Origin of the sequence: Salipiger marinus (assembly GCF_900100085.1) — a bacterium.
Taxonomy (GTDB): Bacteria; Pseudomonadota; Alphaproteobacteria; order Rhodobacterales; family Rhodobacteraceae; genus Salipiger; species Salipiger marinus.
Map to the genome: position 1 here is coordinate 199,575 of NZ_FNEJ01000002.1, position 13,444 is coordinate 213,018.

Sequence of the window (13,444 nt, forward strand, 5' to 3'; positions counted from 1 at the left end):
GCCCCATGTTCGATGATGACGACGCCACCGACATCCACCCGCTGTTCTACGGCGCGCCCAAGACCACGGAATTCAAGAAGCTGCGCAAGCGCATCGTGCAGAACGTGCGCGAGGCGGTGGAACAGTATGGCATGGTGGAACCGGGCGCGCGCTGGCTGGTCTGCCTGTCGGGCGGCAAGGACAGCTACACCCTGCTGGCGATTCTCTATGAACTGAAATGGCGCGGCCTGCTGCCGGTGGATCTGCTGGCCTGCAATCTGGATCAGGGCCAGCCCGGCTTTCCCGCGACGGTGCTGCCGGAGTTCCTGCAGCGCATGGGCGTGCCGCACCGGATCGAATATCAGGACACCTATTCCATCGTGGTGGACAAGGTGCCGCAGGGCCGGACCTATTGCGCGCTCTGTTCGCGGCTGCGGCGCGGCAACCTCTATCGCATCGCGCGCGAGGAAGGCTGCTCTGCCGTGGTGCTGGGCCATCACCGCGACGACATCCTCGAGACGTTCTTCATGAACCTCTTTCACGGCGGACGGCTGGCCACCATGCCGCCGAAACTGGTGAACGAGGAGGGCGACCTGTTCCTTTACCGCCCGCTGGCCCATGTCGCCGAGGCCGATTGCGAAAAATTCGCCCGAGCCATGCAATATCCCATCATCCCCTGCGACCTCTGCGGCAGTCAGGACGGGCTGCAGCGCCAGCAGGTGAAGCAAATCCTTGACGGGTGGGAGAAAAACTCTCCCGGACGGCGGCAGGTGATGTTCCGCGCGCTGACCAATATCCGCCCCTCGCACATGCTGGATCCGAAGATTTTCGACTTCCTCGGGCTGCAGCGCGATCTTTCTGAGAAAACTCCGAACGATATTCCCGATCTGCGTTAAGCTCCGGGTCACTCTGCTGTTCTAGTCCTGTTCGATGACGGGACACATGCAGGGGGTCACCATGCCGCACCTCGCAGAACTGCTGACTCCGCTGCGGCGGCGGCTGCTGAAATGGCTCCACGGGCCGCATATGCTGGCCTTTCTGCCCGCGCTGTCGCTGGCCGGGTTCTGGCTGGGCGGAGAGGCGGGGCTGCTGACCGTCGCGCTGCTGCTGCCCCTGCTCTATCTGACCCTCGGGCGGCGCGGCGACGCGCTGCACCCCGTCGAACCCCGCAGCATCCTGCCCGGCCTTGCCGATGCCGCCATGGCACAGGACATGGCCGACCAGATGCTGCTGCGCGCTCGCGCCGCCAGTCTGGCCACCGGCTGCCTGATGCTGGAGGCGGAGGGACTGGAAACCGTCGCCCGCCGTGCGGGCAGCGAAACCGCCGAAGAGCTGCGCGACCTGCTGCTGACCCGGCTGCGGGGGCTGCTGCGCCGGGATGACATTGCGGTGCGTACCGGCGATTCGCGCTTCATGGTGCTGTTCGGCCCGTCGCTGCGGCTGGATCTGGAGGCGCTGCTGGCGCTGGCCGACCGGATGCAGCGCGGGCTGGAAGAACCCGCCGAAACCGCCACCGGCGTGCATTACATCTCTGTCGCCATCGGCTTCTGCGGCATGAACCGGCTCAAGGACGGGGCCAGCGGCGCCCGGCTGATCGAGGCGGCGCAGATCGCCCTGACCGAAGCGCTGGCCAATGGCCCCTCGGCGATTCGCGCCTGGACGGAAACCATGCGCGCCGAACGCTCCGCCCGGCAGTCGCTGCTGCACGAGGTCGACCGGGCGCTGGCCAAGGGCCAGATCCAGCCATGGTTCCAGCCGCAGCTCTGCACCTCCACCGGGCGCATCAGCGGCGTGGAGGCGCTGGCCCGCTGGATCCATCCGGAGCGGGGCATCGTGCCGCCGGGGCAGTTCCTGCCCGCCCTGGAAGCGGCGGGCCAGATGGACCGTCTGGGAGAGGTGATCCTGCAGCACAGCCTGACCGCGCTGCGCGGCTGGGACGATCAGGGCCTCGACATCCCCCGCGTCAGCGTGAATTTCTCCGCCGCCGAACTGCGCAACCCGCATCTGCTGGACCGCATCCGCTGGGAACTGGACCGCTTCGGCCTGCCCCCCGCACGGCTGGGGGTGGAGGTGCTGGAAACCGTGATCGCCGATTGTCCCGAAGGCGTGGTTGCCCGCAATATCATGGGCCTGTCCCGGCTGGGCTGCCAGATCGACCTTGACGATTTTGGCACCGGCCACGCCTCGATCACCGCGCTGCGCCGCTTTCCGGTCAACCGGCTGAAGATCGACCGCAGCTTCGTGTCGCGGGTGGACCGCGACGAGGACCAGCAGCGCATGATGGCCGCCATCCTTGGTCTGGCCGAACGGCTGAACCTGCAGACTCTGGGCGAAGGGGTCGAAGGGCTTGGCGAACACGCGCTGCTGGCGCAGCTTGGCTGCGATCATGTGCAGGGCTTCGGGGTCGCCCGCCCCATGGCCGCGGCGGCGCTGGCGGACTGGGCCCGGGCCCATGCCCGCCGCATCGCGGAGGCGCCCAACCTTGGCCGCGCCACCGGCTAGGCGCCGCATCCCACCCCCGCAGGCGCGGCATCCTTGCCCGCAACGGTCACTTTAGCGGATCTTCCCATGAATCGGCTTGACCTTTGGGGGTGCGGGCTGTTGAACCCGGCACTGACTTTCCAAAGGACTGGTGGCGGCCTCGCATGGACAATCAGAACAAGAACCTGCTTATCGCAACCGCGCTGAGCTTCGTGGTGATCCTCGTCTGGTTCCTCCTGTTTCCGCCCCCGGAAACGGCGGTGGATCAGGCCACGGCCCCGGCGACGGAGCAGACCGCCGATGCGCCCGCTGCGGTCAGCGTGCCCGGCGCGACCCCCGGTGCGGCTCCCGGCACCGCCGCCCCCGAGGCGGCGATTGAAACCGTCCGCGTGCCCATCGACACGCCGCGGCTGGACGGCTCCATCGCGCTGACCGGTGGCCGGCTCGACGTGCTGAACCTGCGCGATTACAACGTCACGATGGATCCCGGCTCGCCCAATGTGCAGGTGCTGGACCCGGTCGGCAGCGCAAATCCCTATTACGCCGTTTACGGCTGGGCCCCCGGCGCCGGCCTTGGCCCCGAGGACGTGCCCGGCCCCAACACCGAATGGCAGCTGGAACAGGGCGACACGCTGCGTGTGGACAGCCCCGTCACCCTGCGCTGGGACAGCCCTTCGGGCCTGATCTTCCGCCGCACCTTCGCGGTTGACGAGAATTTCATGTTCCGCGTCACGCAGGCGATGGAAAACACCTCTGACACCACGCTTGCCGCGGCGCCCTACGGCATCCTTGCCCGTCATGGCGAACCTGCGGATCTGAAGAATTTCTTCGTGCTGCACGAAGGCGCCATCGCCATGAGCGACGGCAAGCTGGAAGAGACCAAATACAAGAACATCCGCGATCTGGACGTGGTGCCCGCCGAGGGCGCGCGGGCCGAGGTCATGCAGGTCGCCGAAAACGGCTGGATCGGCTTCACCGAACATTACTGGATGACCGTGCTGATCCCCGATGCGGGCACCAGCTACCGTCAGGCGGTGAAATACAACGAAGGCCGCGACATCTATCAGACCGAGATCGTGCTGCCGACCCAGACCCTGGAACCCGGCGCCAGCGCGCAGGTCTCCACCCGGCTGTTTTCCGGCGCCAAGGTCTGGGAAACCATCCGCGACTATCAGGAAGCGGGCGTCGACCGCTTTGTCGACAGCATCGACTGGGGCTGGTTCTTCTTCCTGACCAAACCCATCTTCTGGGTGCTGCACCACCTGCACCAGTGGATCGGCAACATGGGCTGGTCGATCATCGCCCTGACCGTCATCCTCAAGGCGCTGCTCTTCCCGCTGGCCTATAAATCCTACGTCTCCATGGCGAAGATGAAGGAACTCCAGCCGGAGATGGAGAAGCTGAAGGAACGCGCGGGCGACGACCGCCAGAAGATGCAGCAGGAGATGATGGCGCTCTACAAGCGGGAAAAGGTCAATCCCGCCTCGGGCTGCCTGCCGATCCTGCTGCAGATCCCGATCTTCTTCTCGCTCTACAAGGTGATCTTCGTGGCGTTCGAACTGCGCCACGCCCCATGGTTCGGCCCGTTCCAGGATCTGTCGGCGCCCGATCCCACCTCGCTTTACAACCTGTTCGGCCTGCTGCCCTGGGCCGCGCCCGAACCGGCCAGCACGCTGGCGCTGGTGTTCATCGGCATCCTGCCGATCCTGCTGGGCATCTCCATGTGGCTGCAGCAGAAACTGAATCCGGCGCCCACCGATCCGGCGCAGGCGATGATCTTTGCCTGGATGCCGTGGGTGTTCATGTTCATGCTGGGCGGCTTCGCCTCGGGGCTGGTGCTGTACTGGATCACCAACAACACCATCACCTTCAGCCAGCAGTACATCATCATGCGCAGTCAGGGCTTCAAGCCGGACGTGTTCGGCAACATCAAGTCCAGCTTCAACCGGAAGAAGAAGACCGCCGGAAAGTCGGACAGCAAATGACCGGGCGTGTCACCTCGATCTGGCGCCATCCGATCAAGGCCCATGGCCGCGAGGCGCTGGATCGGGTGACGCTGCAGGCAGGCGCCTGCCTGCCCTGGGACCGGGCCTGGGCCGTGGCGCATGAGCTGTCCGAGGCTGATGGCACGGACTGGGCGCGCTGCGGAAATTTCAGCCGCGGCGCCAAGGCGCCGCAGCTGATGGCGATCAGTTCCACGCTGGACGAGGGAACGGGGCGCATCACCCTGCGCCACCCCGACCGGCCCGATCTGAGCTTTGACCCCGAGACCGAACAGGCGGCGTTTCTGGACTGGGTGCGCCCCCTGATGCCCGCAGACCGCGCGCAGTCGGCGCGGCTGGTGCGGGCGCAGGCGCGCGGTATGACCGACGCGCCCTTCGCTTCGGTGACGCTGTGCAACATGGCCAGCCACCGCGCTGTCGAAGAGCGGATGGGCCAGCCCCTGTCGATCCATCGCTGGCGCGGCAATCTCTGGATCGAGGATCTGCCCGCATGGGCGGAATTCGACTGGATCGGGCGCGAGGTCCAGCTGGGCGAGGCGGTGCTGCTGGTGCGCGAACGCACGGGCCGCTGTGCCGCGACCACCGCCAACCCAGAAACCGGCCTGCGCGACGCGGATACGCTTGGCACGCTGAAAAGCTGGGGCCATACCGATTTTTCGGTGCAGACCGAAGTGATACGGGGCGGCACCATCGCCCCCGGCGACAAGGTGACCCTGCTGTGACTTCCCTGCCCTTTCCTCTGGCTGAACTTCCCGATGACGCTGCCACCGAAGCGGCGCGCAAGCTCTTTGCGGGGGAGGTGACCTTTCTCAAGGGCGTGGTGGCCATGGACGGCCTGCCGCCCGATGACCGGCCCGAGGTCTGTTTCGCGGGCCGCTCCAATGTCGGGAAATCCAGCCTGATCAATGCCCTGACCGGGCGCAAGGGGCTGGCCCGCGCCTCCAACACGCCGGGCCGCACGCAGGAGATCAACTTCTTCACGCTGGCCGAAAGCCATTACCTCGTCGACCTGCCCGGCTATGGCTTTGCCAATGCGCCGGTGGCGATCGTGGAGAAATGGCAGCGCCTGCTGAAACAGTATCTGTCGGGCCGCGCCTCGCTGCGCCGCGCCTTCGTGCTGGTCGATGCGCGCCACGGCATCAAGTCGGTGGATGAAGAGATCATGACCCTGCTCGACCGCTCCGCCGTGACCTTTCAGGCGGTGCTGACCAAGACCGACAAGCTGAAGGCCAGCGAGCTGGACAAGGTGCTGGATCAGGTGCGCGGCAAGCTCGCCAAACACCCCGCCGCCTATCCGGAACTGGTGCTGACCAGTTCGGAAAAGGGCGACGGCATCCCGCTGTTGCGCGCCATCATCGCCGGGCTGGCCTGAGAGTTTCCGCGAAACTTCTTGCGTGACGGCCCGTTGTTTTCCAGACAGAGCCTCAAGCCCCCACCCGAGGATGCAGCCAGGATGAAGAAGCAGACCATGAACCGAGACTGGATCGCCACCGCCCGCACTCTGAACGAAGCCCTGCCCTATCTGCAGCGCTATACGGGCGCGGTGGTGGTCGTGAAATTTGGCGGCAACGCCATGGGCGACGAGGAGGCGATGGCCGAATTCGCCCGCGACATCGTGCTGATGCGGCAGGTGGGCGTGAACCCGGTCGTGGTGCATGGCGGCGGTCCGATGATCAACGACATGCTGAAGCGGCTGAATATCGAATCGCGCTTCGTGCGCGGCAAGCGGGTCACCGATCAGGCCACCGTCGAAGTGGTGGAAATGGTGCTGACCGGTCTGGTCAACAAGCGCATTGTGCAGGCCATCATGGACGAGGGTGGCCGCGCCGTCGGCCTGTCCGGCAAGGATGACGATCTGATCGTCTGCGAGGCGGACGACCCCGAACTGGGCTTTGTCGGCAACCCGGTGGAATGCAACGTGCAGGTGCTGCGCGATCTTTTTGCCGCCGGGATCATTCCCGTGGTGGCCCCTGTCGCCACCGGCATGGATTATCTGGAAACCTTCAACGTCAACGGCGACACCGCCGCAGGCGCACTGGCCGCAGCGCTCAAGGCCGACCGGCTGCTGCTGCTCACCGATGTCTCCGGCGTGAAGAACGCCGAGGGCGAGGTGGTCACGCAGATGACCCCCGAGGATGTGCGCGCGATGATCTCTGACGGCACCATCGCGGGCGGCATGATCCCCAAGACCGAAACCGCGCTGAAGGCGGTGGAGGAAGGCGTGCGCGCCGTGGTGATCCTTGACGGGCGGGTGCCCAATGCCTGCCTGCTGGAGCTGTTCACCGAACATGGTGCTGGCTCGCTCATCCGCCGTGCCGACCTGCCCCCCGTCAAGGCGCGGAGCTGAGGCACGATGAAACGGCTGATTCTGGTCCGGCACGCCAAATCCGACTGGTCCCTTGGCATGGCGGATCATGACCGTCCGCTGAATGTGCGCGGTCGGGCCAGCGCTGCGGCCATCGGGCGCTGGCTGCGCGAAAAGAACCTGCGCCCGGATCAGGTGCTGTGTTCCACCGCGACGCGCACGCGGGAAACGCTGGATCTGCTGGATCTGGACGCCCCCGCCCGTTTCGAGGACCGGCTTTATCACGCAGCGCCAGAGGTCATGCTGTCCAGCCTGCAGACGGCGCGGGGCGATGTGGTGCTGATGCTGGGGCATAATCCCGGCATCGCGGAATTTGCGGCGCGTCTGGTGGCGCGGCCACCGGGCCATCCGCGCTTTGCCGCCTACCCTACCGGGGCCACGCTGGTGGCGCAGCTTGACATCGACAGCTGGGCCGAAGCCCGGATGGGACAGGCCGAGGCGCTGGAGTTCATCGTGCCGCGCGACCTGATCTGAAAGACGCGGCGGGCCCGCAGGCCCGCCGTGCCACGCTCAGTGCCCGAGGATCTGGCTCAGGAACAGCTTGGTCCGCTCGTGCTGCGGATTGTTGAAGAAGGCTTCCGGCTCGTTCTGTTCGACGATCTGCCCCGCATCCATGAAGATCACGCGGTTGGCCACCTGACGGGCAAAGCCCATCTCGTGGGTCACGCAGATCATGGTCATGCCCTCCTGCGCCAGCTCCACCATGGTGTCGAGAACCTCCTTGATCATCTCGGGGTCAAGCGCCGAGGTCGGTTCGTCGAACAGCATGATGCGCGGCTTCATGCAGAGCGATCGGGCGATTGCCACCCGCTGCTGCTGGCCGCCGGACAGCTGGCCCGGGTATTTATGGGCCTGTTCGGGGATCTTCACCTTTTCAAGGAAATGCATCGCCGTGGCTTCGGCTTCGCGTTTCGGGATCTTGCGGACCCAGATCGGCGCCAGCGTGCAGTTTTCCAGAATGGTCAGGTGCGGGAACAGGTTGAAGTGCTGGAAGCACATCCCGACTTCGGACCGGATCTTGTCGATGTTCTTCAGATCCGAGGACAGTTCGGTGCCATCCACCATGATGGTGCCCGACTGGTGTTCCTCCAGCCGGTTGATGCAGCGGATCATCGTCGACTTGCCAGAGCCCGAAGGCCCGGCAATCACGATCCGCTCGCCGCGATAGACGGTCAGATCGATGTCGCGCAGCACATGGAAGGTGCCGAACCACTTGTTCATCTTGGTGATCTGGATGGCCACCTCGTCGGAGACGGTCATCTGGCTCCGGTCGATCTGCCGGTCGAGGGCAAGGTCAGACATGCGGGCTCTCCTTAACGATGCTCACGGCGGAGCTTTTTTTCTAGAAACAGGGAATAGCGGCCCATGCTGAAGCAGAAGACGAAGAAGCAGAGGCCGATGAAGACGAAAAGCTCCCAGTAGACGCCGTTCCAGTCGGTGGTGGCGCGGATCGCGTTCGCCAGAAACAGCGGGTCCATCATGCCGATGATCATCACCAGCGTGGTGTCCTTGAAGAGCCCGATGAAGGTGTTGACGATGCCCGGGATGGAGATTTTCAGCGCCTGCGGCAGGATGATCAGCCGCATGGAGTTCCAGTAATCGAGCCCCAGCGCGCCCGCCGCCTCGTATTGCCCCTTGGGCAGGGCCGCGAGACCGCCGCGCACCACCTCGGCGATATAGGCAGAGGCAAAGAGCGTCACCATGATGATGACCCGCAGCATCAGGTCAAAGTTCGTGCCCGGCGGCAGGAAGTAGTTCAGCAGCAGGGAGGCGGTGAACAGCCACACGATCAGCGGCACGCCGCGGATCGTCTCGATGAAGGTGACCGAGACCTTGTTGATCAGGAACATGTCCGACTGCCGCCCCAGCGCCAGCAGGATCCCCAGCGGCAGCGACAGCACGATGCCCGACACGCCGATGACCAGCGCCAGCATGAAGCCGCCGATGTCCTTGGAGCCGACCGGGGTGATTCCCAGCGGCAGGATGTCCTGCAGCAGCCCCGCCAGCGGCGCAGCCACCAGCAGCCAGTAGACGATGGGGGCGAGGATGGTCGCAATGACCCCCGGCAGCACGCCGATGACCGGCGTCAGATAGCGGGTGACCGCCCAGCCCACCACGAAGCCAAGCGCGATGGCCACCGGCCCCCAGATCGACCCGCCCCAGATCAGCCAGAAGATCACGAAGGGCGAAAGCAGGGAAAAGCCCAGCATCTTCTTGGGCAGGCCTTGGAACAGGACCGGTGCGATGGCCACGAGGAACAGCACGAAGGCCAGCACCGGACGCCAGTACAGATCCTGCGGGTAGAAGCCGAACAGCAGCTGGTTCCAGCGTTCGGTGATGACGGCCCAGCAGGCGGCGCTGACATCGGGGCCGTAAAGCTCGTCACGGATGGCCCGGCACTGGGCCAGACTGTCCGCCTGCCAGATGCCGCGCAGCATCCATGGCAGCAGGTGGCTGAGCGCGGCCCAGATGAACCACAGCGAGGCCAGCGTCAGGATGATGTTGAGCCATGAGGAGAACAGGTTCTCCCGGACCCATTTCACCGCGCCGGACTGGCTGACGGGGGGATCCTGCTGCTGGATCATGCTGTCGCGCACGAAGGCGGCGGTCTGTGCGTGGGTGTCGCTCATGTCACCGCTCCTTCAGCTTGACGCTGGCGTTGAAGATGTTCATCGCCGCCGAAATGATGAGGCTGAGCACGAGGTAGAACAGGCCCAGCAGCAGCATGCCTTCAAGTTCGCGCCCGGTCTGGTTGATGGTGATGCCGCCCAGTGTGGAGCGCGCATCCATGTAGCCGACCGCGATGGCCAGCGAGCTGTTCTTGGTCAGGTTCAGATATTGCGAGATCAGCGGCGGGATGATGACCCGCAGCGCCTGCGGCAGGATCACGAGGTTCATCGTGGTGCTTGGCCGCAGCCCGAGGGCAAAGGCGGCCTCGGACTGGCCCTTGGAAATGGCAAGGATGCCGCCGCGCACGATTTCGGCGATGAAGGCGCCGGTGTAAAGCGACAGCGCCAGCCACAGCGCGATCAGCGAGTTGCGCAGATGCGTGCCGCCCGCGAAGTTGAAGCCCTGCAGCGCGGGCAGGTCCAGATAGGCGCCCATGGTGACCAGCAGCGCGCCCACCGGCACGATCAGCAGGCCCAGCGTGTAATGCCATGTGGCGGGCCGGACGCCGGTGGCTTCCTGCGTGGCGGTGGCCCAGCGTTTGATCCGCGTGATGGCGAAGATCGACAGGGCCAGAACCAGCAGGATCACCCCCCATGTCACCGCGCCATTCTGGCTGAGCGGCGAGGCGAAGTGCAGCGCGGGGATATAGACGCCGCGATTCGTCACCGCCACCGCATCGAGGAACATCGAGGAGGTGGGCTCGTCGCCCCGGAAGGCGTTGGGGGCGGGCGTGCTTTCGGTCAGCAGCGCGAAGATCAGGATGATCCACAGCAGCAGCGGCACGTTGCGGAAACCTTCCACATAGACCGCCATCAGCCGCGACACGATCCAGTTGGACGACAGCCGCAGCACCCCTGCGATGACGCCCAGAATCGTGGCCAGGATGCAGCCCAGCAGGGCCACCAGCAGCGTGTTCAGGATGCCGACCACCGCCGCGCGGCCATGGGTCGCCTGACTGTCATAGGAGATCAGCCGCTGGTTGATGTCATATCCGGATGGCTGCCAGAGGAAGCCGAAATTGATGTCCTTCCCCAGCGCCGCAAGGTTCTGGATCGTGTTCGAGACCAGCCAGGACATCATCAGCGCCAACAGGATCATCGCCACGACCTGGATCGTCAGCGAGCGGTAGCGCGTATCGTAAATAAGCTGGCCCAGCCGGAAGCCATGCTCCGGCGGATCGGTCAAGGTCGCCATATGTTCTCCCCGGTGGTTTCCGTTCTTCCCGGATCCCGTGCCGGGTTTGCCCGACCTCTGTCCGCCTTCGGAAACTCTGGTATTGCTCTGATTGAGGGGAAAGGGGCGCGGATGAACCGCGCCCCTTTCCGTGATCCGATCTTAGCGGAAGGGCGGTGCGTAAAGCAGGCCACCTTCGGTCCACTGCGCGTTCAGGCCGCGCGACAGGCCGATGGGGGTGTTTTCACCGATGTTCTTTTCGAACACTTCGGCATAGTTGCCCCCGGCCATGATGGCGTTCTTGGCCCATGCGGCATCCAGACCCAGCATGGCCCCCAGTTCACCTTCGGTGCCCAGCAGACGGTTGATTTCGGGATTGTCGCCCGCAGTCGTCGACAACTCGCCGATATTGGCAGAGGTCACGCCATATTCCTCGGCCGCGACGAGCGCGTTGAGGGTCCAGCGCACGACATCGCCCCATTCGCTGTCGCCATGGCGGACAAGCGGGCCGAGCGGCTCTTTGGAGATGATCTCGGGCAGGATGACGTGATCGCCCGGGGCTTCAAAGGTGGCGCGGGTGGCGGCAAGGCCGGACGCGTCGGTGGTGTAGACGTCGCAGGCGCCAGCCAGATACTGCTGCTGCGCTTCGGCGTTGGTTTCGATCGGCACCGGCTCGTAGCTGAGGTTGTTGACGCGGAAGAAGTCCGCAAGGTTCAGTTCGGTGGTGGTGCCGGTCTGGATGCAGACGGTCGCGCCGTCCAGTTCCTTGGCCGAAGAAACGCCAAGCGCTTTCGGGATCATGAAGCCCTGACCGTCGTAATAGTTCACGCCGACGAATTCGAATTTCAGGTCCACATCGCGCGAGAAGGTCCAGGTGGTGTTCCGGGCCAGCATGTCGATTTCACCCGAGGCCAGCGCGGTAAAGCGGGTCTGCCCGGTGGTCGGCACAAATTCCACGGCCATCGGATCGCCCAGAACGGCGGCGGCCACAGCGCGGCACAGCGCCACGTCGAACCCCTGCCACACCCCGTTCGCGTCCGGAGCGGCAAAACCCGGCAGGCCGGTTGCCACGCCGCAGTTCAGGGTGCCCCGTGCCTTGACATCATCGAGAGTTGCCGCACCGGCAGCTCCCGCCGCCGTCAGGCCGGCAACCGCAAGCGCGCCAAGAGTTACGGTTCTTTTCATGTTAACCTCTTCCTGTTGTCCAGCCCCTTATGGGCCGGTTCCGTGGCCTGTCCCGGCCGCTGTCCATGGGCAGGAGTGATCCTGCCCGCAGTAACCGGAGTTTGGGAGGAATCCCGCCAACAGGTCAAGCCATGCTCACATGAAAACCGACTTTGCCTGCCCGCTTCTTACGCAAGGAGAGCCTTTAAGAGAGAGGATTAGGCAGTGCGGCAGTGCGCAAAGAAGCGGTGAGCGTGCAGAAATGCTTGAAGTTTCACCTCTGCGGCGGCCTGCGCCTCTTCGTCTTCGCCCCAAAGTTCCTGCTGGAAGGTTTCATCAAGGCGCGACAGGGCCCAGATCGCTTCGGCGGAGTGGTCCGGGACGGTGGCCGCGAATCCCAGCACCAGCGAGCCGCTGAGCGCCACCAGATCGTGAAAGGCCGCCAGTTCGAACGGGGTCAGCGCATGGGTGCGCGCGCGCAGCACCTCCACCGCCTCGGCGGGCTGCGGGCGGTGCATCAGCCCGGTGACCGGATGCAGCCGCGCGCCAAGCTGCGCCTCGGCCCAGTCCAGCAGCGGATCCCAGCCCGCCGCCTGCCGGGCCACCAGATCGGCGGGGCTTTCGGCACGGTAGCACAGCAGGTCGCTGTCGCCATATTCGGCCAGCATATCCGCCACTTCGGCATGCTGCGGCGCCACCTTGTCGATGGCGGTGTTGGCGGTGCGGGTAAAGGGCATGGTGCGCGGGTCGATCTTTTCCGACTGCGCCTGCCATTCCTCGGCCATGGCCTCGGCCAGCCCGCGGGTCGGCACCACCAGCGGCGCCTTGCCCGGCGTGCGCAGCGGCCGCGCGTCCAGATGCAGGATGAACCCGCCGTCGGTATCGACGACATGGGCCTGAGTGTAGAAGCGGCGGGGGGCCCATTCGCTCATGCGGCAATCTCCCAGAGGGTCTGTAGCAGCCCCGGCAGGGCCCGGATGTCATCAATCATGCTGCGGGCGGCGCCCAGCCGGTCCAGCGGGTGATAGCCCCAGCTGACCCCGATGCCATGCACGCCTGCCGCCTGCGCCATCTCCATGTCGAAGCTGGTATCGCCCACCATCACCGCCGCCTCGGGCGCCACGCCCGCATCGGCCAGCGCCGCCTGCAGCATGGCGGGATGGGGTTTGGACGGATGGTCGTCGGCACAGTGCTGCGTGACGAAAAGCCGCCGCAGGTCATGTTCGTCCACCAGCCGGTTCAGCCCGCGCCGCGATTTGCCGGTGGCGATGCCCAGCAGCCAGTCGGGGCGCGCGTGCAGCGCCTCCAGCACCTCGCGCACATGCGGATAAAGCGGCGAGGAGGCGTGCTCCCCCGCCGCGTCGCGCCGCGCCGTGTAGCTGGCCTTGTAGGCGTCGGCCATCACGACATGGGTCTGCGGGTCTTCTTCGGGGGCCAGCCGTGCCACGGCCAGCGGCAGCGACAGGCCGACAATGCCAAGGATTTCGTCGCGCAGCGGCGCGGTCTTGCCCACGGCGGCAAATCCCGCCTGCATGGAGGCGACGATATCGGCCTGACTGTCCACCAGCGTGCCGTCCACGTCGAAGATCACCAGCTTCAGCGTCATGGC

Annotated in this window: 13 protein-coding genes; 7 read left to right on the forward strand and 6 right to left on the reverse strand. The window is 65.4% G+C overall.

Annotated elements, in window-relative coordinates; translation table 11 throughout:
- Positions 1-5: 5 nt before the first annotated feature.
- The 7 genes from ttcA to BLR51_RS02945 all read left to right on the forward strand — a co-directional run bounded on the left by ttcA (position 6) and on the right by BLR51_RS02945 (position 7,302).
- Positions 6-875: a tRNA 2-thiocytidine(32) synthetase TtcA gene (gene ttcA, locus BLR51_RS02915; protein WP_089843556.1), complete on the forward strand. Its 870-nt coding sequence runs from the start codon at positions 6-8 to the stop codon at positions 873-875.
- Positions 876-936: 61 nt separating this feature from the next.
- On the forward strand, positions 937-2,481 hold the full coding sequence (locus BLR51_RS02920) for an EAL domain-containing protein (protein ID WP_230795981.1): 1,545 nt from the start codon (positions 937-939) through the stop codon (positions 2,479-2,481).
- A gap of 143 nt (positions 2,482-2,624) precedes the next feature.
- The gene (gene yidC, locus BLR51_RS02925) at positions 2,625-4,445 is read left to right on the forward strand and encodes a membrane protein insertase YidC (protein ID WP_089843561.1); all 1,821 of its coding nucleotides are present in this window, start codon (positions 2,625-2,627) and stop codon (positions 4,443-4,445) included.
- Positions 4,442-5,185: an MOSC domain-containing protein gene (locus BLR51_RS02930; protein ID WP_089843565.1), complete on the forward strand. Its 744-nt coding sequence runs from the start codon at positions 4,442-4,444 to the stop codon at positions 5,183-5,185. The genes yidC and BLR51_RS02930 overlap by 4 nt, the downstream gene beginning before the upstream one ends.
- Positions 5,182-5,835 carry a ribosome biogenesis GTP-binding protein YihA/YsxC gene (yihA, locus tag BLR51_RS02935; RefSeq protein ID WP_089843569.1) on the forward strand — a complete coding sequence of 218 codons (654 nt, stop codon included), beginning with the start codon at positions 5,182-5,184 and terminating at the stop codon, positions 5,833-5,835. Before BLR51_RS02930 ends, yihA begins: the two co-directional genes overlap by 4 nt.
- An 81-nt stretch (positions 5,836-5,916) precedes the next feature.
- The gene (argB, locus tag BLR51_RS02940) at positions 5,917-6,810 is read left to right on the forward strand and encodes an acetylglutamate kinase (RefSeq protein WP_089843574.1); all 894 of its coding nucleotides are present in this window, start codon (positions 5,917-5,919) and stop codon (positions 6,808-6,810) included.
- A gap of 6 nt (positions 6,811-6,816) precedes the next feature.
- Positions 6,817-7,302 carry a SixA phosphatase family protein gene (locus tag BLR51_RS02945; RefSeq protein WP_089843578.1) on the forward strand — a complete coding sequence of 162 codons (486 nt, stop codon included), beginning with the start codon at positions 6,817-6,819 and terminating at the stop codon, positions 7,300-7,302.
- A 36-nt stretch (positions 7,303-7,338) separates the two neighbouring features.
- Here the strand turns inward: BLR51_RS02945 and BLR51_RS02950 are convergent, their stop codons facing one another.
- The 6 genes from BLR51_RS02950 to BLR51_RS02975 form a co-directional block, all read right to left on the reverse strand.
- Positions 7,339-8,130, reverse strand: a complete 792-nt coding sequence (locus tag BLR51_RS02950; protein WP_089843581.1) for an amino acid ABC transporter ATP-binding protein — start codon at positions 8,128-8,130, stop codon at positions 7,339-7,341.
- Positions 8,131-8,141: 11 nt separating this feature from the next.
- Complete coding sequence (locus BLR51_RS02955) at positions 8,142-9,458, reverse strand: amino acid ABC transporter permease (protein WP_089843586.1); 1,317 nt, start codon at positions 9,456-9,458, stop codon at positions 8,142-8,144.
- A gap of 1 nt (position 9,459) precedes the next feature.
- A complete protein-coding gene (locus BLR51_RS02960) occupies positions 9,460-10,692 on the reverse strand; it encodes an amino acid ABC transporter permease (protein WP_089843590.1) in 1,233 nt (410 codons plus the stop codon).
- Between the two features lie 141 nt (positions 10,693-10,833).
- A complete protein-coding gene (locus tag BLR51_RS02965; RefSeq protein ID WP_089843594.1) occupies positions 10,834-11,856 on the reverse strand; it encodes an amino acid ABC transporter substrate-binding protein in 1,023 nt (340 codons plus the stop codon).
- Between the two features lie 197 nt (positions 11,857-12,053).
- Positions 12,054-12,767, reverse strand: coding sequence for an ATP12 family chaperone protein (locus tag BLR51_RS02970; protein WP_089843597.1), 714 nt, complete (start codon positions 12,765-12,767; stop codon positions 12,054-12,056).
- Entirely contained in the window at positions 12,764-13,441 is a 678-nt protein-coding gene (locus BLR51_RS02975) for an HAD-IA family hydrolase (RefSeq protein WP_089843601.1), read from the reverse strand. The genes BLR51_RS02970 and BLR51_RS02975 overlap by 4 nt, the downstream gene beginning before the upstream one ends.
- Positions 13,442-13,444 lie beyond the last annotated feature (3 nt).